The organism is Klebsiella grimontii (genome assembly GCF_900200035.1).
Classification (GTDB): Bacteria; Pseudomonadota; Gammaproteobacteria; order Enterobacterales; family Enterobacteriaceae; genus Klebsiella; species Klebsiella grimontii.
On the sequence record NZ_FZTC01000015.1, the window covers coordinates 183,019 to 208,592 of the forward strand.

Consider the following 25,574-nt stretch of genomic DNA (forward strand, 5'->3'; position numbering starts at 1 on the left):
ATACTGATGGCTAAAAAATACAGGGTAAATAATGGCGAGAAGAATTCTGGTCGTTGAAGATGAAGCTCCAATCCGCGAAATGGTTTGCTTTGTTCTGGAGCAAAACGGCTTTCAGCCCGTCGAGGCGGAAGATTTTGACAGCGCGGTCAATCAGCTCAATGAACCCTGGCCTGATTTAATCCTCCTTGACTGGATGCTGCCGGGTGGATCGGGTCTGCAGTTTATTAAACAGCTCAAGCGAGAAGCGATGACCCGTGACATTCCGGTGGTGATGCTGACCGCCCGCGGCGAAGAGGAAGATCGCGTCCGCGGCCTGGAGACCGGTGCGGATGATTACATCACCAAGCCGTTTTCCCCGAAAGAGCTGGTGGCGCGGATTAAAGCCGTGATGCGGCGCATTTCGCCGATGGCGGTGGAAGAGGTGATTGAAATGCAGGGGCTGAGCCTCGACCCTTCTTCGCATCGCGTGATGACCGGCGAAAATCCGCTGGATATGGGGCCGACGGAATTTAAATTATTACACTTCTTCATGACGCACCCTGAGCGGGTCTATAGCCGCGAACAGCTGCTGAATCACGTCTGGGGCACCAACGTATATGTAGAAGACAGAACGGTAGACGTGCATATTCGCCGTCTGCGCAAAGCGCTGGAACATAGCGGCCATGACCGGATGGTACAAACGGTTCGCGGTACGGGATATCGTTTCTCCGCCCGTTTCTGAATGCTGACAGGAGTGTGAACCGTGCTGGAACGGCTGTCATGGAAAAGGCTGGCGCTTGAGCTTTTCTTATGTTGTATCCCGGCCCTGATCCTCGGGGCGTTTTTAGGTCATCTGCCGTGGTTTTTATTGGCGGCAGTGACCGGTCTTCTTATCTGGCATTTCTGGAATCTGATGCGCCTGTCGTGGTGGCTGTGGGTCGACCGCAGCATGACGCCGCCGCCGGGTAGCGGCAGCTGGGAACCACTGCTGTACGGTCTGCACCAGATGCAGATGCGTAATAAAAAGCGCCGCCGTGAGCTGGGAAGCCTGATTAAGCGCTTTCGCAGCGGGGCGGAGTCCCTGCCGGACGCGGTGGTGCTGACCACCGAAGAAGGCGCGATGTTCTGGTGTAACGGCCTGGCCCAGCAGATCCTTAATCTGCGCTGGCCCGACGATAACGGGCAGAATATCCTCAACCTCCTGCGCTATCCTGAATTTGCTAATTACATGAAATACCGCGACTTTTCCAAGCCGCTCAATCTGGTGCTGAATAATGGCCGCCATCTGGAAATTCGCATGATGCCCTATAGCGACAAACAGCTGCTGATGGTGGCGCGCGATGTCACGCAGATGCACCAGTTGGAAGGGGCGCGGCGTAACTTTTTCGCCAACGTCAGCCATGAACTTCGCACGCCGTTAACGGTGCTGCAGGGGTATCTGGAGATGATGCAGGAGCAGGTGCTGGAAGGGGGAACGCGCGAAAAAGCGTTACACACCATGCGCGAACAAACCCAGCGTATGGAAGGCCTGGTGAAGCAACTGCTGACGCTGTCGCGCATTGAAGCCGCGCCGGTACTGGCGATGAACGATAAAATCGACGTGCCGATGATGCTGCGGGTCGTCGAGCGCGAGGCGCAAACGCTAAGCCAGCAGAAGCACGAGCTGCATTTTTCGGTCGATGACTCGCTAAAAGTGCTGGGTAATGAGGAACAGCTGCGCAGCGCGATTTCCAACCTGGTGTATAACGCGGTCAACCATACGCCGGCGGGAACGGTGATTACCGTAACCTGGCAGCGGGCGCCGCACGGCGCGTTGTTCAGCGTCGAGGATAACGGGCCAGGCATCGCGCCGGAGCATATTCCGCGCCTGACCGAACGTTTCTACCGGGTGGATAAAGCGCGTTCGCGGCAAACCGGCGGCAGCGGGCTGGGGCTGGCGATTGTCAAACATGCCGTCAGCCATCACGATAGCCGCCTTGAGATCGAGAGCGCGGTCGGCAAAGGCACCCGCTTTAGCTTCTTATTACCGGAACGTTTAATTGCCAAAAATTAAACCCGGACGGGTGAGTGTCAGCATTCCTTGCCAATGACCAGCTTCGGCTGGTCATTTTCGTTTGCAGCGCCATCACAGCTGCGTAATTAACGAACGTTAGCTGCTTTTTTGTTCGCATGATAAGCCAGATGTTTTCTATCCTTCTGGCTAATGATGCTAATCATTAAAATAGAGTTAGCATAATCATCTGCTTTTGCGATCCCTCCTTGCTTTAAAACGTTATAAGCGTTTAAATTGCCCCCCTACGGTCGCAGACAGACTGTTTTTGCGTGGTAATTCAAAAAACTATTCTTTTCCACGCCGCTTTGGGAGCATATCCCGCTGAGTTTACTGACAATGGCCGCTGTATCATCCCCAGGGGAAAGGCGCGGTATAAATCCGTTTTTACAACACCACATCCACAGGCTGTAATGAATTTATGACCCATCAGTTAAAATCTCGCGACATCATTGCGTTGGGCTTTATGACCTTCGCGCTGTTCGTCGGCGCAGGCAATATTATCTTTCCTCCGATGGTTGGCTTACAGGCCGGCGAACACGTCTGGACCGCGGCTATTGGCTTTCTGATTACCGCCGTGGGTCTGCCGGTGCTAACGGTCGTGGCGCTGGCGAAGGTCGGCGGCGGCGTAGAGAGCCTGAGCACGCCGATTGGTAAAGTCGCCGGTATCCTGCTGGCGGTGGTCTGCTATCTTGCCGTTGGGCCGCTGTTCGCGACGCCGCGCACCGCCACCGTCTCTTTTGAAGTGGGGATTGCGCCGCTGACCGGTGACGGCGCGCTGCCGCTGCTGATTTACAGCGTTATCTATTTTGCGCTGGTGATCCTCGTTTCGCTCTACCCGGGCAAACTGCTGGATACCGTGGGGAATTTCCTCGCGCCGCTGAAAATTATCGCCCTGATTATTCTTTCCGTTGCGGCCATCGTCTGGCCCGCCGGTCCGCTGAGCCACGCGATGGAAGCCTACCGTACCGCGCCTTTCTCGAACGGTTTCGTCAACGGCTATTTGACTATGGATACCCTGGGCGCGATGGTCTTTGGTATCGTGATTGTCAACGCCGCGCGTTCCCGCGGCGTGACCGAAGCCCGCCTGCTGACCCGCTACACCGTGTGGGCTGGCCTGATGGCCGGCGTGGGCCTGACGCTGCTGTACCTGGCGCTGTTCCGTTTAGGTTCAGATAGCGGCACGCTGGTTGAGCAATCCGCTAACGGCGCGGCGATTCTCCATGCTTACGTCCAGCATACCTTCGGCGGCGCGGGAAGCTTTATGCTGGCGGCGCTGATCTTTATCGCCTGTCTGGTGACGGCGGTGGGCCTGACCTGCGCCTGCGCGGAGTTTTTCGCCCAGTACCTGCCGTTCTCCTACCGTACGCTGGTGTTTATCCTCGGCCTGTTTTCGATGGCGGTTTCCAACCTCGGTCTGAGCCACCTGATTCAGATTTCGATTCCGGTGCTGACGGCTATCTATCCGCCGTGTATCGCACTGGTTGTATTAAGCTTTACCCGCGGTTGGTGGCATAATTCGTCCCGCGTTATCGCCCCGGCAATGTTTATCAGCCTGATGTTTGGTATCATTGACGGCATTAAAGCGTCGGCGTTTGCAGATATTATGCCGTCCTGGACCGCGCGTCTGCCGCTGGCGGAGCAAGGTCTGGCCTGGCTGATGCCAACCGCCGTGATGGTGATTCTGGCCGTTATCTGGGATCGCGCAGCAGGACGTCAGGTGACTTCCAGCGCGCACTAACCGACGCTTTACACAGGTGTTTAACCACGGGACTTCAGGTCCCGTGGTTTTTTGTTTTTTTGGTCACCCTCCTTTGTCCTTTGCCCCGCGAAGTCCAGAGGAGAAAAACGGCATGGAACACGATGGAAAGTAGTAACAAGCTTAAGCGCGGGCTAAGTACCCGGCATATTCGCTTTATGGCGCTGGGGTCGGCAATCGGTACCGGCCTTTTCTATGGTTCGGCTGACGCGATTAAAATGGCGGGTCCGAGCGTTCTGTTGGCTTATATTATCGGCGGCGTCGCGGCCTACATTATTATGCGCGCGCTGGGCGAGATGTCGGTGCATAACCCGGCCGCCAGCTCGTTCTCGCGCTACGCGCAGGATTACCTTGGCCCGCTGGCGGGCTATATCACCGGCTGGACCTACTGTTTTGAAATTCTGATTGTCGCCATCGCCGACGTCACGGCCTTCGGCATCTATATGGGCGTCTGGTTTCCGGCGGTACCGCACTGGATTTGGGTGCTCAGCGTGGTCCTGATTATCTGCGCCGTCAACCTGATGAGCGTGAAGGTCTTCGGCGAGCTGGAGTTCTGGTTCTCCTTCTTCAAAGTCGCCACCATTATCATCATGATCCTCGCCGGTTTCGGCATCATTATCTGGGGTATTGGCAACGGCGGGCAGCCGACCGGCATCCACAACCTGTGGAGCAACGGCGGCTTCTTCAGCAACGGCTGGCTGGGGATGGTGATGTCGCTGCAGATGGTGATGTTCGCTTACGGCGGCATTGAGATTATCGGTATCACCGCCGGCGAAGCGAAAGATCCGGAGAAATCCATTCCGCGCGCCATTAACTCGGTGCCGATGCGTATCCTGGTGTTTTACGTGGGTACGCTGTTTGTGATTATGTCTATCTATCCGTGGAACCAGGTCGGGACCAACGGCAGCCCGTTCGTCTTAACCTTCCAGCATCTCGGCATCACTTTTGCCGCCAGCATCCTGAACTTTGTGGTGCTGACCGCTTCGCTGTCGGCGATTAACTCCGACGTCTTTGGCGTGGGGCGTATGCTGCACGGCATGGCGGAGCAGGGCAGCGCGCCGAAAATGTTCGCGAAAACTTCACGTCGCGGGGTGCCGTGGGTGACGGTGATGGTGATGACCATCGCGCTGCTGTTCGCGGTCTATCTTAACTATATTATGCCGGAGAACGTTTTCCTGGTGATCGCCTCGCTGGCCACTTTCGCCACCGTCTGGGTGTGGATTATGATCCTGCTGTCGCAGATCGCCTTCCGCCGCCGTCTGCCGCCGGAAGAGGCGAAGGCGCTTAAATTCAAGGTACCCGGAGGGGTAACGACCACGGTGATTGGCCTGCTGTTCCTGGTCTTTATTATCGGGCTGATTGGCTACCACCCCGATACCCGCATCTCGCTGTACGTCGGCTTTGCGTGGATTATCCTGCTGCTGATTGGCTGGCAGTTTAAAACCCGCCGCGAGCGAAAGCTGGCGAAAGCGTAGTCATTTACTTCTCTTTTTGCCGGATACGCTCAGGCTATCCGGCAAGCGATCCCTCCACCCCCGCCATCCTCCCCCAATAATTCTGCCGATGATGAGTCATACGCCAGTACGCTGTGGCAAGGTGTGCCCATTCTGCAAAGAGAGGAATAACAATGTTGAAGGCATGGCACCTCCCGGTTGCTCCGTTTATCAAGGAACAGCAGGAACGACTGATGATTACGCTATGGTTGAGCGGCGACGATCTGCCGCCGCGGGTGACCCTACGCGCGGAAGAGGATAACGAAGAGCTGTCTCTGCCGATGCACCGCCTGCGGCAGGCGCCGCATCCGGGCGTGGTAGCGTGGCGCGGGGAAATCAACCTCGTCAACGGACAGCCGCGTCGACGCTACAGCTTCAAGCTGCTGTGGGCCGATCGCCAGCTGTGGTTCACGCCGCAGGGATTCAACCGCTTTCCGCCGGCGAGGCTGGAGCAGTTTGCGGTCGATCTGCCGGACAGCGGACCGCAGTGGGTGGCCGATCAGGTGTTTTATCAAATTTTCCCTGACCGTTTTGCGCGCAGCCAGTCCCGCGAAGCGGAACAGGATGCGACTTACTACCATCACGCCGCCGGTCACGACATCGTGCGTAAAGCGTGGGATGAACCGTTAACCGCCGAGGCGGGCGGCTCCACCTTTTATGGCGGCGATCTTGATGGTATCAGCGAGAAGCTGCCGTATCTGAAGCAGCTTGGCGTCACGGCGCTGTACCTGAACCCGGTGTTTGTCGCCCCCAGCGTGCATAAATACGATACCGAAGATTACCGCCGCGTTGATCCGCAGTTTGGCGGCGATGCCGCGCTGCTGCGCCTGCGTCACAACACGCAAAAAGAGGGGATGCGTCTGATCCTCGATGGCGTGTTCAACCATAGCGGCGATTCGCATGCCTGGTTCGACCGCCACCAGCGCGGCAGCGGCGGCGCCTGCCATAACGCCGATTCGCCGTGGCGCGACTGGTATAATTTTTCCCCCGAGGGCGTTGCCCACGACTGGCTGGGATACGCCAGCCTGCCGAAGCTGGACTACCGTTCGTCGACGCTGATTGATGAAATCTACGGTGGGGAAGATAGCGTGGTGCGCCACTGGCTGAAAGCGCCGTGGAGCATGGACGGCTGGCGCCTGGACGTGGTGCACATGCTGGGCGAAGGGGGCGGGGCGCGCAATAACCTGCGTCATATCGCCGGCATTACCCAGGCGGCGAAGCTGGAGCGGCCGGACGCTTTCGTGTTCGGCGAGCATTTCGGCGACGCGCGCCAGTGGCTACAGGCCGACGTTGAAGACTCGGCGATGAACTACCGCGGCTTCACCTTCCCGCTGTGGGGCTTCCTCGCGAACACCGATATCTCCTACGATCCGCAGAAAATTGATGCGCAGACCTGCATGGCGTGGATGGACAACTATCGCGCCGGATTGTCGCACCAGCAGCAGCTGCGGATGTTTAACCAGCTTGATAGCCACGATACCGCCCGCTTTAAGTCTCTGCTGGGTAAAGATGTCGCGCGCCTGCCGCTGGCGGTGGTATGGCTATTTAGCTGGCCGGGCGTACCGTGCATTTACTACGGCGACGAAGTGGGCGTGGACGGCAATAACGATCCGTTCTGCCGCAAACCGTTCCCATGGGATCCGGCGTTGCAGGATGGCGATCTGCTCGACCTGTACAAGCGGATGAGCAAGCTGCGTAAGGCTCATCAGGCGCTGCGCTACGGCGGCTGCCAGGTGATTTATGCCGAAGATAATGTGGTGGTGTTCGTGCGCGTCTATAAGCAGCAGCGCGTGCTGGTGGCGATCAACCGCGGCGAAGCCTGCGAGGTGGTGATAGAGGATTCGCCGCTGCTCGACGTCAACGGCTGGCAGCTGAAAGAGGGCGCCGGCGCGCTGCACGGCGGCGTGCTGACGCTACCGGCAATCTCCGCCAGCGTCTGGTTTAGCCGCTAAGCATAGAGCTGGTTCAGACTTTCGCTCCGCAGAATGGCCTCGCGCCACCAGCGCTGGGCCAGCCCGTCATTGCCGCTGCGCCAGGCCATGTAGGTGATATCTTTCACGCGACAGGAGATGACGGGTTTTTCGACCAGCTCGCCCTTTTCCAGCCACGGCCGGGCAATATGGCGCGGTAAAAAGCCACAGCCCAGCCCGGCGCGCAAGAGTTCGACTTTACTGGCGAAATCATCCACGCGAATTTGCGGCTGCTCGTCGAGCAGGTTGCTGTTGAGCGGATGACAGTAGCGGGCGCTGTCGCTGATGACTACCGCGCGATGCAGGCTGAGCTGCTTGTTAGTCAGCGGTTGGGTGGTTTCCGCCAGCGGGTGCCCCGGCGCGATGACGAAAATATTGTCCATGGCGCCGAGCATTTTCCACGACCATTCGGCGGACGTAGGCGGTTCATTGATCGCCCCGAGAATAATATCCGCGCCGTTGTGGGTCAGTTCTTCCCACGAGCCCGCAAGGGTATGGTGGGTAAAGTTAAGCCGGGTTTGCGGGTGCTGGGCGTAGAACGCGTCGATCAGCGGCAGCAGCGCGCTGAACGGGAAAGAGTCATCCAGGGCGATAGCCAGATCCCGCTCCCAACCCGCGCTGAGCTGTACCGCCTGTTTTTCCAGATCTTTGGCGGCGTTCAGCAGCAACCGGCCCTTCTCCAGCATCATTCTGCCGGTATCGGTAAATTTTGCCCGGTGCCCGGAGCGATCCAGCAGGGTGATATTCAGATCGTTTTCCAGCTTTTGAATCATGTAGCTCAGCGCGGCAGGGGTTTTAAATAGCGATTCTGCGGCGCTGGCAAAAGATCCATGTTTGTCCAGCGCGTCGAGAATCAACAGGACCTCAAGGTTCAGGCGCATGCGTCAACTTCCGATAAAAAAGAGTGCTCCCGTTTTACCGGAGCGCCCTGTTCAATTCCAGTGAATAATTTAGAACGGTTAACCGTAAAAATTTGATAAACATAATTTCTCTGATCTTGTAATGGTTAATCGAATAGCCATAACTTTTCGCTTTGGAAATAAATAATAAAAAAATCTTTAATAACTCGTTAGAAATTACTGACTATACTCACCATACTTTATCAGTCAGGATCCAGACAGCACAACGGCAACAATAGTGTCTTTTTAACTCATTGATTAACAGGATAAGTTATGTCTATTCGTGAACTGATTGATCCCGCTAACTCGGCGCTTATTTTTATTGACCACCAGCCGCAAATGTCTTTTGGCGTGGCGAATATTGATCGTCAGACCCTCAAAAATAATACGGTGGCTTTAGCCAAAGCGGGCAAGATTTTTAATGTTCCGGTGATTTATACCTCCGTAGAAACTAAAAGCTTCAGCGGTTATATCTGGCCGGAACTGCTGGCCGTGCATCCTGATGTGAAACCCATTGAACGTACCTCGATGAACTCCTGGGAAGATGCGGCTTTTGTTGCCGCGGTAAAAGCCACCGGGCGTAAAAAATTGATTATTTCCGCGCTGTGGACGGAAGTCTGTCTGACCTTCCCGGCGCTGATGGCGCTGGACGCGGGCTATGAAGTTTACGTGGTGACTGATACCTCCGGCGGCACCTCGGTTGATGCCCACGAGCGCTCTATTGACCGCATGGTACAGGCCGGCGCGGTGCCGGTGACCTGGCAGCAGGTGCTGCTTGAGTACCAGCGCGACTGGTCGCGTAAAGAGACCTATGACGCGGTAATGGATCTGGTGCGGGAGCACAGCGGCGCCTACGGGATGGGCGTGGATTACGCTTATACCATGGTGCATGGCGCGCCAGAGCGTAAAGCTTAAATACACTTCATCCTTCACGCTGCCTCTTTGTTGGCTTGGTTTGTCCGCCCCGACGCAGCATGAATGATTTTGTGTATGGTCATGTATAGCGAATGGCGGCGGACAACCCGCCATTCCCTGAAGCAAGGAACTGTTAATGGCGCAGCAGAAATCGGTGACCCTGGTGATCAGCCATGTGCTTGACCCCGAGCATGGCCAACGTTATGAGGCGTGGCTGGGCAAAATTATGCCGATTGCGGCAGAGTTTCCCGGCCATCTTGGCGCAAACGTCATCCGTCCAGCCCCCGGACAGAATTTATGGAGCGTGATTATTCGCTTCGACACCATTGAGCATCTTTACGCCTGGACCCAGTCGGAGACCCGCCGCCAGCTGGTGGCGGAAATCGCGCCGCTGCTGAGCGAAGGCGACCGAACCGAAGTCCGTACCGAACCGGCCTTCTGGTTTACGCCGCCGGCGGTGAACGTGCGCCAGCCGCGACGCTGGAAGCAATTTTTAATCACCCTGCTGGTGATTTTCCCCAGCACCAACCTGGTGCCGTCGATAACCGGAATACTGTTGCCCTCGCTGAAGGGAAGCCTGTTGCTGCATCTGATCAATGATGCCTGTGTGGTCGCGCTGGTGGTCTGGTTCTGGATGCCCATCGTGACCCGTCTGTTTGCTGGCTGGTTAAAGAAAAACTGAGCCAGCCTCCTGAAGGAGTGCGTTATGTCGCAAACTGCCACACTGATCCTGACCCACGGTCGGGTTCATACTCTCGATCGTCAAAATCCCCTGGCCGATGCGGTGGCGATCGCTGACGGTAAAATTCTCGCCGCCGGTAGCCACGATCGGATCATGAGCTTTGCCGCGGACGGGACGCAAATTATCGATCTTAAAGGCCATACGGTCATCCCGGGCCTGAACGACTCCCATCTGCACCTGATCCGCGGCGGTCTGAACTACAATCTGGAGCTGCGCTGGGAGGGGGTTCCCTCGCTGGCGGACGCGCTGCGGATGCTAAAAAATCAGGCCGATCGCACGCCGTCGCCGCAGTGGGTACGGGTGGTCGGCGGCTGGAGCGAATTCCAGTTCGCCGAACGGCGGATGCCGACGCTGGAGGAGCTTAACGATGCGGCGCCGGATACGCCGGTATTTGTCCTGCATCTGTACGATCGCGCATTGCTAAACCGCGCGGCGCTGAAGGCGGTGGGCTACACCAAAGAGACGCCGGATCCGGCGGGCGGCGAGATCGTTCGCGACGGCAACGGTAATCCGACCGGGATGCTGATCGCCAAACCCAACGCCATGATCCTCTACTCGACGCTGGCCAAAGGGCCGAAGCTGCCGCTGGAACTTCAGGTCAACTCAACGCGGCAGTTTATGCGCGAGCTGAATCGTCTGGGGCTGACCAGCGCCATTGATGCCGGGGGCGGTTTCCAGAACTACCCGGAAGATTATGAAATTATTGAACAGCTGCACGCCAAAGAGCAGATGACCGTACGTATCGCCTATAACCTGTTCACCCAGCGTCCTAAGCAGGAGCTGGAAGATTTTGAGCGCTGGACCGATATGCTCAAGCCGGGACAGGGCACCGATTTTTACCGCGCCAACGGCGCCGGGGAGATGCTGGTGTTCTCGGCGGCGGATTTCGAAGACTTCCTCCAGCCGCGTCCGGATCTGCCGGAAGGGATGGAAGATGAGCTGGAGCGGGTGGTGCGCCATCTGGTTGAACACCGCTGGCCGTTCCGCCTGCACGCGACCTATGATCAATCCATCAGCCGGATGCTCGACGTCTTCGAGAAGGTGAATCGCGATATTCCGTTCAACGGGCTGCACTGGTTCTTCGATCATGCGGAAACCATCACCGAGCGTAATATCGAACGCGTTAAGGCGCTGGGCGGCGGCATAGCGGTGCAGCATCGTATGGCTTTCCAGGGCGAATATTTTGTCGATCGCTACGGGAAAGATGCGGTCAAACACACGCCGCCGGTCGCCAAAATGCTCGAGCTGGGGGTTCCGGTGGGGCTGGGGACGGATGCCACCCGCGTGGCGAGCTACAACCCGTGGACCGCGCTCTACTGGCTGGTTTCCGGGCGTACCGTCGGCGGGATGGCGATGTACGACGACAGCAACCGCCTGCCGCGCGACGTGGCGCTGGAGCTGTGGACCGCGGGAAGCGCGTGGTTTTCCAGCGAGCAGGGTAAGAAAGGGCGCATTGAACAAGGCCAGCTTGCCGACCTGGTGGTGCTCTCTAAAGACTATTTCAGCGTCGCGGAAGAGGAAATTAAGGGGATCGAGTCGGTGCTGACGGTGGTTGACGGCAAAGTGGTGTACGCCGCCGGACACTTCTCGCCGCTGGCGCCGCCGCCTATTCCGGTGCTGCCCGAGTGGTCGCCGGTGGTGAAGGTTCCGGGTCATTACCGTTCCGCGCCGCCGACGGCCGCGAAAATCGGCGCGATCGTGCAAATGCACCAGTGCTGCGGCAGCTGCGGCGTGCACGGACATCAGCATGATATTGCGCGCAAATCGTCGATTCCGGTTGCCGATGAGCAGGCGTTCTGGGGCGTGCTTGGCTGCTCCTGCTTTGCGTTTTAAAACGCCAGGCGCTTACCCGGTGAGGGCGTGACGCCCTCATTTGTGTTTTTCATCTGTCGCGGATAGCGCTGATAAGACAATTTATGTCATTCTGCTCCCTCTTCAACGAGTGAAGGTGGGAACATGGACGATCTGCTGATCTTTGGCGGTGTTATTTTATTCTGCGGGCTGGTGGTTGCGCCGATCGTCGCGATTGTCGCCCTCAGGCGCAGCGCGGCGGTCCGTTTTGAGCTGGCGGCTTTGCGACGTCGGGTTGAGGAGCTTGAGCGACGCGGCGCCGAACAGGCGCCTGCGGCAGAGGCCACCGCCGTCGCGCCGACGACGCCAGCGGCCGCTATCGCGGCTGACGCGATGATGGCGGAGCCCAGTGAGCCTCGGCCGGAGCCGGAGGCTGAAGCCATCGATCCGTGGCGCGCGCAGCCAACGCCGCAGCCAGAGCCAACGGTAAAATCTGCCCCCGAAAGCGAACCGCCTTCCGCGTTTGGCGGAATAATATCGTCACTGGTAGCCTGGTTTATGCAGGGCAACCCGCTGGCGAAGCTCGGGATCCTGCTGCTGTTTCTTGGCCTCTCCTTTCTGCTGCGCTATACCGTGGAACACGCTCTGTTCCCCCTCGAATTACGTCTGGTCGCGGCGGCGCTGTTCGCGGTCGTCCTGCTGGCTGTCGGATGGCGATTGCGGCATAAGCAACCGGTGTACGCCCTGATCTTGCAGGGTGGGGCAACGGGCGCGCTCTATCTCACGGTTTTTGGCGCCTTTCGCCTGTGGCAGATGCTGCCGATGACCCTGGCGTTTGCGCTGCTGGTGGCGATCTGCGCGGCGAGCGTAGGACTGGCGATTGTGCAAAAGGCGCTCAGCCTGGCCATGCTGGCGAGCCTCGGCGGTTATCTTGCGCCGCTGCTGCTCTCTACCGGCGGCGGCAGCCATGTGGCGCTGTTCTCCTTCTATCTTCTGCTGTCGGTCGGCATTCTTGCCATCAGCATCCGCCAGCACTGGCGCGAGCTTAATCTGCTTGGTCTGCTGTTTACCTTTGGCATCGGCGGCCTGTGGGGGCTGAATGAGTATCGGCCAGCGTTTTACCTGAGCTGCCAGCTGTTTTTAATCGCCAATACGCTTATTTTTGGCGTATTGAGCGTGGCGCTGTCGCTGCGGGCGCAGGAAAAAGGTCGTCAGATTATTGACGGCGTGCTGCTGTTTGCGCCACCGCTGGTCGGCTTTGGTATGCAGTACGCCATTACCCGGCACATGGCATACGGGCCGGCGCTCAGCGCGCTGGGCTACGGCGGTTTCTATCTGGCCCTGGCCTGGCTGGCGCTGCGTCGCTACCCCTCTTTAGGGAAGCCGCTGGTGCTGGCGGCGCTGGCGCTCGGCGGTGCCTTTACCACGCTGGCCATCCCGCTGGCGCTGTCGGCTCGCTGGACCGCGATGGCCTGGTCGCTGGAAGGTCTTGGCATCCTCTGGCTGGGGGTGCAACAGCAGCAGCGACGCATGAGCTACAGCGGTACGGCGTTACTGGTACTGGCGGTTGGCAGCGCGCTATGGGCGCAGGCGAATGGCGCCACGCCGCTCTCTTTGCTGCTGATTTTCGCCGTACTCAGCCTGAGCTGGCTGACGGCCGCATGGCTGTGGCGAACCGTCCAGGTGCAGGGCAGTTGGGGGCTGCTTATCGGCGGCCTGTTGTTCTGGATGGTGGCGCTTGTCGGCGCATCGCAGCTGGCGTTGAGTAAAGACGCGCAGATTGTCTTTGGCGTGCTGGCGGCGCTGGCGGCATCGGTGTGGTGCTGGCGCGCGGCCGCCGCGCGTTTGGCCTGGCAAGAGCTGGATGCGAGCAAATGGCTGCTGTGGCCAATGATGCTGATGGTGCTGTTTTACCAGCTCTCCCAGCAGCAGATTTTCGCTGCTGGCTGGCAAAATCTGGCCTGGTGCGCGGCGCTACCCGCGGCGGCGGCCCTGCTCTGGCGTGATGGGCATTCACTGCCGCCACGCCTGAGTAAGCTGGCCCACCTGTCGCTGTTGTGGATGATTTTTCTGGCGCTGGCAATGGAACTGTTTTGGTTTACCCAGGATTTGCCGTGGGGCATGTTGGCCTGGGCGAGCGGATTAATGATGGCGGCGGGCGGGATGCTGATTTTCCTCGTCTCGGAAGCCGTTCATCGGCAAGTATGGCCATTCCGGGTATGGCCTGCGCTGTATGCTTCTCAGGCGATGATACCGGTGGCGGTGGCGCTGGGATGCCTGTTAATGCTGACGAATGTGCAGGATGGCACGGTCTACGGTCAGACCTATTTGCCGCTGATTAACCCGCTGGAAGAGGGCGCCGCTTTCGCGCTGCTTGGGCTGACGATATTTTATCGCGTTTCGCGGCGTTATTTTCCGCTGCAGCTATCGGTATGCCGTCCCTGGCCCATCGTTGCTCTGCTGGCGCTCGGCTTCTGGTGGCTGAATGGCCTGCTGCTGCGCGCCCTGGCCTGGTACGGCGAGGTGGCCTGGAGTATCACGCCGCTGTGGCATTCGCGTTTAATTCAGACCACTTTCGCTCTGGTCTGGACGCTGGTGGCGCTGACGGTCATGCTGCGCGCGACGCGGCGACTTTCCCGCCGCGAATGGCTATGCGGCGCGGCGTTGTTAGGCATTGTTATTGTGAAACTCATGCTGGTGGATAGCGCAGGCGGCGGCGGGCTGGCGCGGGCTGTTGCGTTTATCGGCGTGGCGATTTTGGTGTTGATCGTCGGGTATTTTTCCCCGTTGCCGCCCAAAGCAGGAGAAAAGAAATGAAATGGATGAAAGCGGTGTTATGCGGCGTGCTGTTGGGCGCGGCGGGGACGGCAGCCAGTAGCGATGAGGCGCGAGAACAGCCTCTGGACTACAGGCAGGGCCTGATGCTGGAAACCAGCGGCGCGTCGCCCTGGTACCGCGTTGAGCTGCCGCCGACGATATATCAGGGGACGGCCTGGCCTGATTTGCGCGATGTGCGGGTATTCAACCATCAGGGAGAGACCCTACCGTTCGCTCTTCAGGCGCAGAAGGTCCAGCCAGCGATGCCTGAGACGATGGCGCTACGTCTATTCCCTCTGCAGATGTCGCTGGTTCCGCCGCGGGAGGAGAGTCGTCGCGGCGTAGAGTCGCTGCTTCTGCGCTCAACCACGGGGATCGAAATTCGCCTGGAAACAGAGGATGTAAAGGCGCTCGGGCAGAGCTATTTACTGACGCTGCCGGTGGATAAGACGGACGCTTTCGCGCTGGCTCAACTGCGGCTGAACTGGGAATCGTTGGCGGCTAACTGGCAGGGGAAAGCGTCGCTGTATTCCAGCCGCGATTTGAAGTACTGGCATCCGGTTCAGGAGGATGCGCCCCTCATGGATCTGGCGCGCGATAACGATCGTTTGAAAATGGACACCATTAGCGCCGGCCTGACCCTCTCGGCGCAAGGTAATCGTTACCTGCTGCTGATCCTCGATGCGCAAAGCAAGGCGCCGGCGTTAAATAGCGTGACGGCCCTGGCGGAACGCAGAGAACCGGAGTCTACGCGCATTGAGCTTAATGCTCAGGCGCACAGGGTTTCAGATGAGGAGGCCGTTTGGCGCTGGGCCCGGCCTCAGCCGCTGACTTCGCTCAGAATATCGTTGGCAGGCGAAGGGGTTCTACCGGTCGAGCTCGCCTGGCGCAGCGGCGAAAATGAGCCCTGGCAGCCGCTGACGAAAACCGTGCTGTATCAGCTGGACGGCAAGCGTTCGGACGATATTCCTCTGTCAGGTCAACCGGTTGAAGCTGTTCGCATCAAGACGATTAATGCCCGCTTATCGGCGTCGCTGCCGGCGATAAGCGGGGCGCGCGATAAATACCAACTGGTCTTTAATACCCAGGGAAAAGGGCCCTATATGCTGGCCTGGGGAAACCGGGCGGCGCAAAAGGCGGATGTCGCCCTGGACATGCTGATCCCGCCGTCGCTGCGTAAGACGCAGGCGGTGAACGATCTCCCTCTGGCGGTCGCGCAAGAAGACGTCACGCTGGGTGGCGAAGCGCGGTTGACGGCGACGACGGCTACCGAGCAGCAGAGCAGCTGGAAAACGCTGCTGGTATGGGGAGCGCTGATATTTGGCGTCGTTGTGCTGGCGCTGATGGCGTGGCGCATCTGGCGTGAAGTGAAAAAAAGCGGCTCCGTATAAAACAAAAAAGGCTCGCGTTTGCGAGCCTTTTGCCGAACGTATGCCGATTACAGGCTGGAAACGTTCTCGGTCAGGTATTTAGCCACGCCTTCCGGAGAAGCGGCCATCCCTTCTTTTCCTTTTTCCCACTGCGCCGGGCAAACTTCGCCGTGCTCTTCGTGGAACTGCAGCGCGTCAACCATACGCAGCATTTCGTCGATGTTACGGCCCAGCGGCAGATCGTTAACCACCTGGTGGCGAACAACGCCGTTGGCGTCGATCAGGAAGGAACCGCGCAGGGCAACGCCTTCGTCCGGGTGCTCGATACCGTACGCTTTCTGAATTTCGCGTTTGATGTCAGCAACCATCGCGTATTTAACCGGGCCGATGCCGCCCTGGTCTACCGGGGTGTTACGCCATGCGTTGTGGACGAACTCAGAGTCAAAAGAAACGCCAACCACTTCTACGCCGCGTTTCTGGAATTCTTCGTAGCGCTTGTCAAAAGCGATCAGTTCAGATGGGCAAACGAAGGTGAAGTCCATCGGCCAGAAGAACAGAACGGTGGCTTTACCGCTGGTGTGCTGTTTGAAGTTGAATTTCTCAACGATTTCGCCGTTACCTAAAACAGCTGCCGCGGTGAAGTCCGGAGCCTGACGAGTAACCAGAACCATATGATTCTCCTGTTAATACTAAGGTTAATTGGAACGCAACGCGGGCAAGTATAGGGAGCGGCGCGGAGGAACTCAACGTGACGCTGACAATCGATGAGATAGGTTTTGTCTATCAATCGTTATTTAAAAGCGCTTTTCAGAATAGCGTTTTCTGAAAAAAGCGCAATCTTTTACAGTTCGCGTTTTTTCGCCTGCGCCATCATCTGCGGGTAGAAGCGCCAGAACTGCTCCTGTAGCCGATCGTAGTGGGTATCCAGATCCTGCCAGGAGTCGCGCAGGGCATCCAGCCGCGGGCGGCGGCTGGCCATTCCGTTCAGCACGCGCTGAATAAACTCCATGTCCCGGTAGCGTTCGAGCCAGCGCTCTGACCACAGGTATTCGTTGAGATTGACAAAACGCGGCGGAGAAGCGGGCAAAATAAATGTGACCTGGGTGTGGGCATAGCGGACAAACTCCGGCAGCGGCAGTTCGGGCGACAGCTGCGCCCAGTGGCGTGACAAGAAATGGTCCCACATCACGTCCAGGGTAATGGGCGCGACCCGGCGCGTTTCGGGGCGAAACCACCCTTTGGCTTCGGCGACTTCGGGCAAGTTATCCGTCAGGACATCGATCCGGCGGTGCATAAAGATGCCCTCCACAACGTCAGCCGGCCAGTCGCCGGCGGGGTCGCCGCGAACGAAATCGGCCAGCAAATTACCGGGCAGCGAACTGTCGGCGAGATGAGCAAGGTGCAGGTGTGCAAGAAAATTCATCGTTTAATCTTTGTCCTGAGGTGGTAACGGTTGCAGGGAGAACCTCCCGGCACTAGACTACCCGCCTCTTTATTAAGTCTGAGTTACCGTCATGCGCGTTGCCGATTTTTCCTTTGAATTACCCGAATCCCTGATTGCCCACTATCCCATGCCCGAGCGCAGCAGCTGCCGCTTGCTGTCATTAGACGGGCCGACGGGCGCGCTGACGCACGGTACTTTCACCGATTTACTCGACAAGCTCAACCCTGGCGATCTGCTGGTTTTTAATAATACCCGCGTGATCCCGGCCCGCCTGTTTGGCCGTAAAGCCAGCGGCGGCAAGATTGAGGTGCTGGTCGAGCGCATGCTGGATGATAAACGTATTCTGGCACATATTCGCGCCTCTAAAGCGCCGAAACCCGGCGCCGAGCTGCTGCTTGGCGACGATGAAAGCATTAAAGCGACCATGGTGGCACGCCACGACGCGCTGTTTGAAGTGGCGTTCGACGACGCGCGCAGCGTACTGGATATTCTCAACGCTATCGGCCATATGCCGCTGCCGCCGTACATTGAGCGTCCGGACGAAGAGGCCGACCGCGAGCTGTACCAGACCGTGTATAGCGAAAAACCGGGCGCTGTGGCTGCGCCCACCGCTGGCCTGCACTTTGACGAGCCGCTGCTGGCGAAGCTGCGCGAAAAAGGCGTTGAGATGGCGTTTGTTACGCTGCACGTCGGAGCGGGGACCTTCCAGCCGGTGCGCGTAGACAGCATTGAAGACCACATTATGCACTCTGAATATGCGGAAGTGCCGCAGGAGGTGGTCGATGCGGTGCTGGCGGCAAAAGCGCGCGGTAGTCGGGTGATTGCGGTCGGTACGACCTCGGTGCGTTCGCTGGAAAGCGCGGCGCAGGCGGCGAAAAATGACCTGATTGAGCCTTTCTTCGGCGATACGCAGATTTTTATCTATCCAGGCTATCAGTACAAAGTCATTGATGCGCTGGTGACCAACTTCCATCTGCCTGAATCCACGCTGATTATGCTGGTTTCCGCGTTTGCCGGCTATCAGCACACCATGAACGCCTATAAGGCTGCGGTAGAACAAAAATATCGCTTTTTTAGCTACGGGGACGCGATGTTTATCACGTACAATCCGCAGGCTATTTTTGAACGTGTCGGGGAATAAGTCCGCGATGCGCGTGTTTAACGTCAGACTGTTTTTCTGACGCAGGAGTGATAATGAAATTTGAGTTAGATACCACCGATGGTCGCGCGCGTCGCGGCCGTCTTGTGTTTGAGCGCGGCGTCGTTGAAACGCCAGCGTTTATGCCGGTCGGCACCTACGGTACCGTAAAAGGAATGACGCCGGAGGAAGTTGAAGCGACCGGCGCGCAAATCATTCTCGGCAACACCTTCCACCTGTGGCTGCGTCCGGGCCAGGAGATCATGAAGCTGCACGGCGACCTGCACGACTTTATGCAGTGGAAAGGGCCGATCCTCACCGACTCCGGCGGCTTCCAGGTCTTCAGCCTCGGCGATATTCGCAAGATCACCGAGCAGGGCGTGCACTTCCGCAACCCGATCAACGGCGATCCGATTTTCCTCGATCCGGAAAAATCGATGGAGATTCAGTACGATCTCGGTTCCGATATCGTGATGATCTTCGACGAATGCACGCCATACCCGGCGGACTGGGATTACGCTAAGCGCTCGATGGAAATGTCCCTGCGCTGGGCGAAGCGCAGCCGCGACCGTTTTGACGGTCTGGGCAATAAAAATGCGCTGTTTGGCATTATTCAGGGCAGCGTTTACGAAGATTTACGTGATATCTCTGTTAAAGGTCTGGTAGAGATTGGCTTTGATGGCTACGCTGTCGGCGGTTTGGCTGTCGGCGAGCCGAAAGAAGATATGCATCGTATTCTGGAGCACGTCTGCCCGCAGATCCCGGCCGACAAGCCGCGATATCTGATGGGCGTCGGTAAGCCGGAAGATCTGGTCGAAGGGGTGCGCCGCGGGATCGATATGTTCGACTGCGTCATGCCGACGCGCAATGCGCGCAACGGCCACCTGTTCGTCACCGACGGCGTGGTGAAAATCCGCAACGCGAAGCACAAGAGCGATACTTCGCCGCTGGATGCAGAATGTGATTGCTACACCTGTCGCAACTATTCACGCGCTTACTTGCATCATCTGGACCGTTGCAACGAAATATTGGGCGCGCGCCTCAATACCATTCATAACCTGCGTTACTATCAGCGCTTAATGGCTGGTTTACGCAAGGCTATCGAAGAGGGTAAATTAGAGAGCTTCGTGACCGATTTTTACCAACGTCAGGGTCGAACCGTTCCACCTTTGAACGTTGACTAATTTTAATAATGAGGGAATTTCAATGAGCTTTTTTATTTCTGATGCGGTAGCAGCAACCGGTGGCGCGGCGCAGGGCAGCCCGATGTCTCTGATCCTGATGCTGGTGGTGTTTGGTCTGATTTTTTACTTCATGATCCTGCGTCCACAGCAGAAACGCACCAAGGAACATAAAAACCTGATGAGCTCCATTGCCAAAGGCGATGAAGTTCTGACCAACGGCGGCCTGGTAGGGCGCGTCACTAAAGTTGCGGAAAGCGGATATATCGCTATCGCGCTGAACGATACCACTGAAGTGGTTATCAAACGTGACTTCGTAGCTGCCGTTCTGCCGAAAGGCACCATGAAGGCGCTGTAATTACCCATTTTCCCTAAGGGAACTGCCGTGTTAAACCGTTATCCTTTGTGGAAGTACGTCATGCTGGTCGTCGTTATTGTCGTCGGCTTAGTGTATGCGCTTCCCAACCTGTATGGTGAGGATCCGGCCGTTCAAATCACTGGCGCGCGCGGCGTCGCCGCCAGTGAGCAAACGCTGATCCAGGTCCAGAAAACACTACAAGAAGAAAAAATTACCGCGAAGTCTGTGGCACTGGAAGAGGGCGCAATTCTTGCGCGCTTCGACACCACCGATATCCAGCTGCGCGCGCGCGAAGCGCTGATGGGCGTGCTGGGTGACAAATACGTCGTGGCGCTTAACCTTGCTCCGGCAACCCCGCGCTGGCTGGCGGCCCTTTACGCCGAGCCGATGAAGCTGGGTCTTGACCTGCGCGGCGGCGTGCACTTCCTGATGGAAGTCGACATGGACACCGCGCTGGGCAAACTGCAGGAACAAAATATCGACAGCCTGCGCAGCGAACTGCGTGATAAAGGCATTCCTTACACCACCGTGCGTAAAGAAGACAACTACGGTCTGAGCATCGCCTTCCGCGATAGCGCCGCGCGCGACCAGGCTATCTCCTACCTTAGCCCTCGCCACCGCGATCTGGTTATCTCCACTCAGGGCAGCACTGGCCTGAAAGCCGTGATGACCGACGACCGTCTGAAAGAAGCCCGCGAATATGCCGTTCAGCAGAACATTACTATCCTGCGTAACCGTGTAAACCAGCTGGGCGTTGCCGAACCTCTGGTTCAGCGCCAGGGCGCCGACCGTATTGTGGTTGAACTGCCGGGTATTCAGGATACCGCACGTGCGAAAGAGATTCTCGGCGCGACCGCGACGCTGGAGTTCCGTCTGGTTAACACCAACGTTGATAGCTCAGCAGCCGCTTCCGGCCGCGTACCGGGCGACTCTGAAGTGAAATTTACCCGCGAAGGCCAGCCGGTTGTGCTGTACAAGCGCGTTATCCTCACCGGCGATCACATCACCGACTCGACGTCGAGCATGGATGAGTACAACCAGGCGCAGGTTAACATCTCCCTTGATAGCGCTGGCGGCAACATCATGTCTAACTTCACCAAGGACAACATCGGCAAACCGATGGCGACCCTGTTCGTGGAGTACAAAGACAGCGGTAAGAAAGATGCCAACGGTCGTGCGATTCTGGCGAAAGAGGAAGAGGTGATTAACATCGCCAATATTCAGTCTCGTCTGGGTAACAGCTTCCGCATTACCGGTATCAGCAACGCAACCGAAGCGCGTCAGCTCTCTCTGCTGCTGCGCGCAGGCGCGCTGATTGCGCCGATTCAGATTGTTGAAGAACGGACTATCGGTCCAACCCTCGGGATGCAGAACATTAAGCAGGGCCTGGAAGCGTGTCTGGCCGGACTGGTGGTCTCAATTCTGTTTATGATCTTCTTCTACAAGAAGTTCGGCCTGATTGCGACCTCGGCGCTGGTGGCGAACCTGGTGCTGATCGTCGGCATTATGTCCCTGATTCCGGGGGCGACGCTGACTATGCCGGGGATTGCGGGGATCGTCTTAACCCTTGCGGTGGCGGTCGATGCGAACGTTCTGATTAACGAACGTATTAAAGAAGAGCTGAGCAACGGGCGTTCCGTGCAGCAGGCGATTGACGAAGGTTATCGCGGCGCGTTCAGCTCCATCTTTGATGCCAACATTACGACGCTTATCAAAGTCATTATCCTGTACGCGGTCGGTACCGGTGCCATTAAAGGGTTTGCGATTACCACCGGTATTGGTATTGCGACCTCAATGTTTACCGCTATCGTCGGCACCCGTGCCATCGTGAACCTGCTGTACGGCGGCAAGCGCGTTAAAAAGCTGTCTATCTGAGGAGTGCGTTGTGGCACAGGAATATACTGTTGAACAATTGAACCACGGCCGTAAAGTCTGGGACTTTATGCGCTGGGACTACTGGGCCTTCGGCATTTCAGGTTTTTTGCTGATTCTGTCCATTATTATAATTGGCGTGCGCGGGTTTAACTGGGGTCTGGATTTCACCGGCGGTACGGTGATTGAGATTACCCTCGAAAAACCTGTCGATATGGACCAGGTGCGCCAGTCGCTGCAGAAGGCGGGCTTTGAAGAGCCGCAGCTGCAAAACTTCGGCAGCAGCCGCGACATCATGGTGCGTATGCCGCCGGTGCATGACGCCAACGGCAGCCAGGAGCTGGGCAGTAAAGTCGTTAGCGTCATTAACGAATCGACCAGCCAGAACGCCACGGTCAAGCGTATTGAGTTTGTCGGGCCGAGCGTCGGCGCCGATCTTGCGCAAACCGGCGCGCTGGCGCTGATCGCCGCGCTGGTATGTATCCTGATCTACGTCGGTTTCCGCTTTGAGTGGCGCCTGGCGGCTGGGGTGGTTATCGCGCTGGCGCACGACGTGGTGATCACCATGGGCGTGCTGTCGTTACTGCATATCGAGATTGACCTGACCATCGTGGCCTCGTTGATGTCGGTTATCGGCTACTCGCTGAACGACAGTATCGTGGTATCTGACCGTATTCGTGAAAACTTCCGTAAGATTCGCCGCGGTACGCCGTACGAAATCTTTAACGTGTCGTTGACGCAGACGCTGCACCGTACCTTGATCACCTCCGGGACAACCTTGATGGTTATCCTGATGCTGTATCTCTTCGGCGGTCCGATTCTGGCTGGCTTCTCGCTGACTATGCTGATTGGCGTCTCCATCGGTACGGCTTCTTCTATCTACGTCGCGTCCGCGCTGGCGCTGAAGCTGGGCATGAAGCGCGAGCACATGCTGCAGCAGAAAGTCGAGAAAGAAGGGGCGGATCAGCCGTCAATTCTGCCGTAAGGCAATGGCGTGTTGATAAACGAATCCCGGTCGCAAGGCCGGGATTTTTTTATTACAGCCGTTCGGATTTTGGTTACTCTCCGGTATTAGCACTCAATGACATGGAGAAATGCCGATGGCTGTCGTAACGCTTTCCACCGTTCCTCACCCCCCACTCTGGCGTGATGTGCCCTCCGTCACCCTTGACGACGAGACGCTGCGGTTGCGCAAGGCCAAAGTGCTGGCGAATATGCTTCAGCGCGGCTTAGACACGCTTATCGTCTATGCCGATAAAGAGCATGGCGGCAATTTTGAGTATCTCACCGGCTTTATTCCCCGCTTCGAAGAGGCGCTGCTGGTGCTGCATCGGGACGGCGAGGCGGCGCTGGTGCTGGGCAACGAGAATCTCAAACTCGCAGGCTATGCCCGGCTGGAAAATCGGGTCATTCACGCTCCGTGGTTTTCACTGCCTAATCAGCCGATGGATACCCGCAAAACCCTGGCTCAGCTGCTCCAGGAGGCCGGCGTTGCGGCGGAAAAAAGTATCGGCCTGGCGGGCTGGAAGCTCTTTACCGGCGCGGCGGATAACCGCTCGCAGATGTTCGATCTGCCGGCATTTATCGTTGACGCTCTTCGCCAGGCCGCCGGGCCGCAGGCGAAATTAAGCAATGCCACCGGTATTTTTATCGACCCGGCAGAGGGGGCGCGAATCACTAATAATGCCAATGAGCTGGCGCACTATGAGTACGGCGCTAATCTGGCTTCCACCGCGATTTTGACCGCGCTTAACGCCATTGCGCCGGGTAAAACGGAAAAGCAAATCGGCGCGCTGCTGGCGGCGGAAGGGCAGCCTAATAGCGTGGTGATGATTGCCGCCACGGGCGATCGCTTTGCCAATGCAGGGCTTTATCCGGGCGATAAGGTCATTCAGCGCGGAGATAAATTCTCGCTGACCACCAGCTTTAAAGGCGGCCTGAGCAGCCGCGCCGCTTACGTGGTGGCCGATGAGCGCGAGCTGGCGCCGGAAGTCGCCGATTATCTTGAGGTGGTGGCGAAGCCCTATTTTAAGGCGGTGGTTAACTGGCTGGAAAATCTGCGCATCGGCATGCGCGGTGGCGATATGTATGCGCTGATAGAACAGGTGTTGCCGAAGGCGGAATATCACTGGCACCTCAATCCCGGGCATCTGGTCGCGGATGAGGAGTGGCTCTGCTCGCCCATCGGCCCCCATTCCGCCGCCTGCCTGCAAAGCGGGATGATACTGCAGATCGACATCATTCCTTCCCGCTCCGGCTACGGCGGCGCAAGCATTGAAGATACCGTGGCGCTTGCCGATGGCCCTCTGCGCCAGGCGCTGGCGCAGCGCTACCCTCAGCTCTGGCAGCGTATCGTCGCCCGACGCTTGTACATCGGCGAGCAGCTTGGCATTGTGCTTCCTGAAGAGGTGCTGCCGTTTTCCAGTACCGTGGGGTATCTGCGCCCGTGGCTGCTGAGTCCCGAGCGCGCGCTGGTGTGCGCACCCTACTGACACAATGCTGTCAGTAGGCCTGTCATACACTCCTCCTGAACCCAAACAATGGACAGGAGGATGTATGAACAATGTCATTAACTGGTTTGAGATCCCGGTTGTGGAGATGGATCGTGCCGTGGCGTTTTACGAGCTGGTGATGCAGGTGACGCTGCGTCGGGAAAAAATGGATTGCATCGAGATGGCCGTTTTCCCGTATGAGGACCCGGCTCCCGGCGGCGCGCTGGCAAAGCTCGACGGGGTTAAGCCTTCCGATCAGGGATGTATTATCTATCTGCATACTGACAATCTGGCGGCCGCGCTCGAACGCGTGAACTCGGCGGGCGGAAGCTGCGTTTTTGGCCCGCTTGAGCTGACGGACGATATCGGCACGATTGCCCTGTTTATCGATAGCGAGGGTAACCGGATTGGTCTGCATCAACCTAAGAACCTGACCCATTAATGCTATTTTGCTTGCCATTTTGAACCCGGGCAGCGCTCGCAATCCTCACGTACTACGTGTACGCTCCGGTTGCTGTGCGCTATCCGGGTCCAGACTGACTCCGCCAATGACGCATACTGGGACAGGCCCTGACAAATGAGATAACCGAAATGAGCCGACGCGCCGACCGCCTTTTTCAAATCGTTCAGATCCTGCGCGGAAGGCGATTAACTACCGCCGGACTGCTGGCCGAGCGGCTCGGCGTATCGGAGCGCACGATTTACCGCGATATTCGCGACCTTTCGCTCTCCGGCGTCCCGGTTGAGGGGGAGGCCGGAAGCGGCTACCGGCTGCTGGCGGGCTATGACCTACCGCCGCTGATGCTGACAACCCAGGAATCGGAAGCGCTGGTGGCCGCTATTCGGCTCCTGCAAACCTGGGGCGGCGCGTCGTTATCCCTGGCGCTGGAATCGGCGCAGGAAAAAGTGCTGGCTATTTTGCCTGCCGAGAGCCGGCGCAAGGCGGAGCAGTCGCGGCTGTTTGCTCCCGACTTTGGCGCTCAGGGCTATAGCAAAGATCAGTTTGATTTAGTGCATCGGGCAGTCTCCGCCCAGCAGGCGCTGGCGCTGCACTATCGCGATGAAGCGGGGAAGGTGTCGCAGCGTGAAGTGCTGCCGCTGGGGCTTTTTTTCTGGGGGGAGCGCTGGCTGCTGGTGACCTGGTGCGAGCTGCGGGAAGATTATCGCTGTTTTCGCCTCGACCGCTGCCTGGAAATATCCGCCACCGGGCGTCATTTTAGCGAACGAGCCGATCGCTCATTGAGTGATTTTTTACGTAAGGTGAGATGCGAGGAGCGTTAGCTTTTTTACTTTCCCCGGCTGTT

21 protein-coding genes are annotated in these 25,574 nt (G+C 57.8%); 18 read left to right on the forward strand and 3 right to left on the reverse strand.

Annotated elements, in window-relative coordinates; all coding sequences use genetic code 11:
• Nucleotides 1-31 precede the first annotated feature (31 nt).
• From phoB to malZ, 5 genes are all read left to right on the forward strand, one after another.
• Complete coding sequence (phoB, locus tag KOSB73_RS08500; RefSeq protein WP_004099401.1) at nt 32-721, forward strand: phosphate response regulator transcription factor PhoB; 690 nt, start codon at nt 32-34, stop codon at nt 719-721.
• A gap of 21 nt (nt 722-742) precedes the next feature.
• Nucleotides 743-2,032, forward strand: coding sequence for a phosphate regulon sensor histidine kinase PhoR (gene phoR / locus KOSB73_RS08505; RefSeq protein WP_064411224.1), 1,290 nt, complete (start codon nt 743-745; stop codon nt 2,030-2,032).
• 418 nt (nt 2,033-2,450) lie between these two features.
• Nucleotides 2,451-3,770, forward strand: a complete 1,320-nt coding sequence (brnQ, locus tag KOSB73_RS08510) for a branched-chain amino acid transporter carrier protein BrnQ (RefSeq protein WP_049088783.1) — start codon at nt 2,451-2,453, stop codon at nt 3,768-3,770.
• Between the two features lie 122 nt (nt 3,771-3,892).
• Nucleotides 3,893-5,263, forward strand: a complete 1,371-nt coding sequence (gene proY / locus KOSB73_RS08515) for a proline-specific permease ProY (protein WP_049087374.1) — start codon at nt 3,893-3,895, stop codon at nt 5,261-5,263.
• A 152-nt stretch (nt 5,264-5,415) separates the two neighbouring features.
• A complete protein-coding gene (gene malZ, locus KOSB73_RS08520; protein WP_098066545.1) occupies nt 5,416-7,233 on the forward strand; it encodes a maltodextrin glucosidase in 1,818 nt (605 codons plus the stop codon).
• On the opposite strand, the gene KOSB73_RS08525 is transcribed toward malZ, so the two are convergent.
• Nucleotides 7,230-8,132, reverse strand: a complete 903-nt coding sequence (locus KOSB73_RS08525) for a LysR family transcriptional regulator (protein ID WP_004133971.1) — start codon at nt 8,130-8,132, stop codon at nt 7,230-7,232. The two genes, malZ and KOSB73_RS08525, sit on opposite strands and share 4 nt — an antisense overlap.
• A 291-nt stretch (nt 8,133-8,423) precedes the next feature.
• Between KOSB73_RS08525 and KOSB73_RS08530 the strand changes: the two genes are divergently transcribed.
• The 5 genes from KOSB73_RS08530 (at nt 8,424) to KOSB73_RS08550 (ending at nt 15,806) form a co-directional block, all read left to right on the forward strand.
• Nucleotides 8,424-9,065: a hydrolase gene (locus KOSB73_RS08530; protein WP_004133965.1), complete on the forward strand. Its 642-nt coding sequence runs from the start codon at nt 8,424-8,426 to the stop codon at nt 9,063-9,065.
• Nucleotides 9,066-9,201: 136 nt separating this feature from the next.
• Complete coding sequence (locus KOSB73_RS08535; protein ID WP_004133964.1) at nt 9,202-9,747, forward strand: antibiotic biosynthesis monooxygenase; 546 nt, start codon at nt 9,202-9,204, stop codon at nt 9,745-9,747.
• Between the two features lie 24 nt (nt 9,748-9,771).
• A complete protein-coding gene (locus KOSB73_RS08540; RefSeq protein WP_098140386.1) occupies nt 9,772-11,640 on the forward strand; it encodes an amidohydrolase in 1,869 nt (622 codons plus the stop codon).
• 123 nt (nt 11,641-11,763) lie between these two features.
• Nucleotides 11,764-14,415, forward strand: coding sequence for a DUF2339 domain-containing protein (locus KOSB73_RS08545; protein ID WP_098140387.1), 2,652 nt, complete (start codon nt 11,764-11,766; stop codon nt 14,413-14,415).
• Complete coding sequence (locus KOSB73_RS08550) at nt 14,412-15,806, forward strand: DUF3999 domain-containing protein (protein ID WP_098140388.1); 1,395 nt, start codon at nt 14,412-14,414, stop codon at nt 15,804-15,806. The genes KOSB73_RS08545 and KOSB73_RS08550 overlap by 4 nt, the downstream gene beginning before the upstream one ends.
• Nucleotides 15,807-15,853: 47 nt before the next feature.
• On the opposite strand, the gene KOSB73_RS08555 is transcribed toward KOSB73_RS08550, so the two are convergent.
• The gene (locus KOSB73_RS08555) at nt 15,854-16,456 is read right to left on the reverse strand and encodes a peroxiredoxin (protein WP_004099418.1); all 603 of its coding nucleotides are present in this window, start codon (nt 16,454-16,456) and stop codon (nt 15,854-15,856) included.
• A gap of 170 nt (nt 16,457-16,626) precedes the next feature.
• A complete protein-coding gene (acpH, locus tag KOSB73_RS08560; RefSeq protein WP_049088787.1) occupies nt 16,627-17,208 on the reverse strand; it encodes an ACP phosphodiesterase in 582 nt (193 codons plus the stop codon).
• Nucleotides 17,209-17,299: 91 nt separating this feature from the next.
• On the opposite strand from acpH, the gene queA reads away from it, so the two are divergent.
• From queA to KOSB73_RS08605, 8 genes are all read left to right on the forward strand, one after another.
• Nucleotides 17,300-18,370, forward strand: a complete 1,071-nt coding sequence (queA, locus tag KOSB73_RS08565; protein ID WP_049088788.1) for a tRNA preQ1(34) S-adenosylmethionine ribosyltransferase-isomerase QueA — start codon at nt 17,300-17,302, stop codon at nt 18,368-18,370.
• A 53-nt stretch (nt 18,371-18,423) separates the two neighbouring features.
• Entirely contained in the window at nt 18,424-19,551 is a 1,128-nt protein-coding gene (gene tgt, locus KOSB73_RS08570; protein ID WP_004129667.1) for a tRNA guanosine(34) transglycosylase Tgt, read from the forward strand.
• A 22-nt stretch (nt 19,552-19,573) separates the two neighbouring features.
• Nucleotides 19,574-19,906: a preprotein translocase subunit YajC gene (yajC, locus tag KOSB73_RS08575; RefSeq protein WP_004133958.1), complete on the forward strand. Its 333-nt coding sequence runs from the start codon at nt 19,574-19,576 to the stop codon at nt 19,904-19,906.
• Between the two features lie 27 nt (nt 19,907-19,933).
• A complete protein-coding gene (gene secD, locus KOSB73_RS08580; RefSeq protein ID WP_004133955.1) occupies nt 19,934-21,781 on the forward strand; it encodes a protein translocase subunit SecD in 1,848 nt (615 codons plus the stop codon).
• 10 nt (nt 21,782-21,791) lie between these two features.
• A complete protein-coding gene (secF, locus tag KOSB73_RS08585) occupies nt 21,792-22,763 on the forward strand; it encodes a protein translocase subunit SecF (protein ID WP_004133953.1) in 972 nt (323 codons plus the stop codon).
• Between the two features lie 115 nt (nt 22,764-22,878).
• The gene (locus KOSB73_RS08590) at nt 22,879-24,270 is read left to right on the forward strand and encodes a M24 family metallopeptidase (protein ID WP_024359061.1); all 1,392 of its coding nucleotides are present in this window, start codon (nt 22,879-22,881) and stop codon (nt 24,268-24,270) included.
• A gap of 64 nt (nt 24,271-24,334) precedes the next feature.
• Nucleotides 24,335-24,712, forward strand: a complete 378-nt coding sequence (locus tag KOSB73_RS08595) for a VOC family protein (RefSeq protein WP_004133949.1) — start codon at nt 24,335-24,337, stop codon at nt 24,710-24,712.
• 149 nt (nt 24,713-24,861) lie between these two features.
• Nucleotides 24,862-25,551, forward strand: coding sequence for a helix-turn-helix transcriptional regulator (locus KOSB73_RS08605; protein ID WP_004129678.1), 690 nt, complete (start codon nt 24,862-24,864; stop codon nt 25,549-25,551).
• Nucleotides 25,552-25,574 lie beyond the last annotated feature (23 nt).

Coding starts and splice junctions, on each gene's coding strand:
- phoB (WP_004099401.1), top strand. CDS start 32: ATGGCGAGAAGAATTCTGGTCGTTGAAGATGAAGCTCCAATCCGCGAA.
- brnQ (WP_049088783.1), top strand. CDS start 2,451: ATGACCCATCAGTTAAAATCTCGCGACATCATTGCGTTGGGCTTTATG.
- proY (WP_049087374.1), top strand. CDS start 3,893: ATGGAAAGTAGTAACAAGCTTAAGCGCGGGCTAAGTACCCGGCATATT.
- malZ (WP_098066545.1), top strand. CDS start 5,416: ATGTTGAAGGCATGGCACCTCCCGGTTGCTCCGTTTATCAAGGAACAG.
- KOSB73_RS08525 (WP_004133971.1), bottom strand. CDS start 8,132: ATGCGCCTGAACCTTGAGGTCCTGTTGATTCTCGACGCGCTGGACAAA.
- KOSB73_RS08530 (WP_004133965.1), top strand. CDS start 8,424: ATGTCTATTCGTGAACTGATTGATCCCGCTAACTCGGCGCTTATTTTT.
- KOSB73_RS08535 (WP_004133964.1), top strand. CDS start 9,202: ATGGCGCAGCAGAAATCGGTGACCCTGGTGATCAGCCATGTGCTTGAC.
- KOSB73_RS08540 (WP_098140386.1), top strand. CDS start 9,772: ATGTCGCAAACTGCCACACTGATCCTGACCCACGGTCGGGTTCATACT.
- KOSB73_RS08545 (WP_098140387.1), top strand. CDS start 11,764: ATGGACGATCTGCTGATCTTTGGCGGTGTTATTTTATTCTGCGGGCTG.
- KOSB73_RS08550 (WP_098140388.1), top strand. CDS start 14,412: ATGAAATGGATGAAAGCGGTGTTATGCGGCGTGCTGTTGGGCGCGGCG.
- KOSB73_RS08555 (WP_004099418.1), bottom strand. CDS start 16,456: ATGGTTCTGGTTACTCGTCAGGCTCCGGACTTCACCGCGGCAGCTGTT.
- acpH (WP_049088787.1), bottom strand. CDS start 17,208: ATGAATTTTCTTGCACACCTGCACCTTGCTCATCTCGCCGACAGTTCG.
- queA (WP_049088788.1), top strand. CDS start 17,300: ATGCGCGTTGCCGATTTTTCCTTTGAATTACCCGAATCCCTGATTGCC.
- tgt (WP_004129667.1), top strand. CDS start 18,424: ATGAAATTTGAGTTAGATACCACCGATGGTCGCGCGCGTCGCGGCCGT.
- yajC (WP_004133958.1), top strand. CDS start 19,574: ATGAGCTTTTTTATTTCTGATGCGGTAGCAGCAACCGGTGGCGCGGCG.
- KOSB73_RS08590 (WP_024359061.1), top strand. CDS start 22,879: ATGGCTGTCGTAACGCTTTCCACCGTTCCTCACCCCCCACTCTGGCGT.
- KOSB73_RS08595 (WP_004133949.1), top strand. CDS start 24,335: ATGAACAATGTCATTAACTGGTTTGAGATCCCGGTTGTGGAGATGGAT.
- KOSB73_RS08605 (WP_004129678.1), top strand. CDS start 24,862: ATGAGCCGACGCGCCGACCGCCTTTTTCAAATCGTTCAGATCCTGCGC.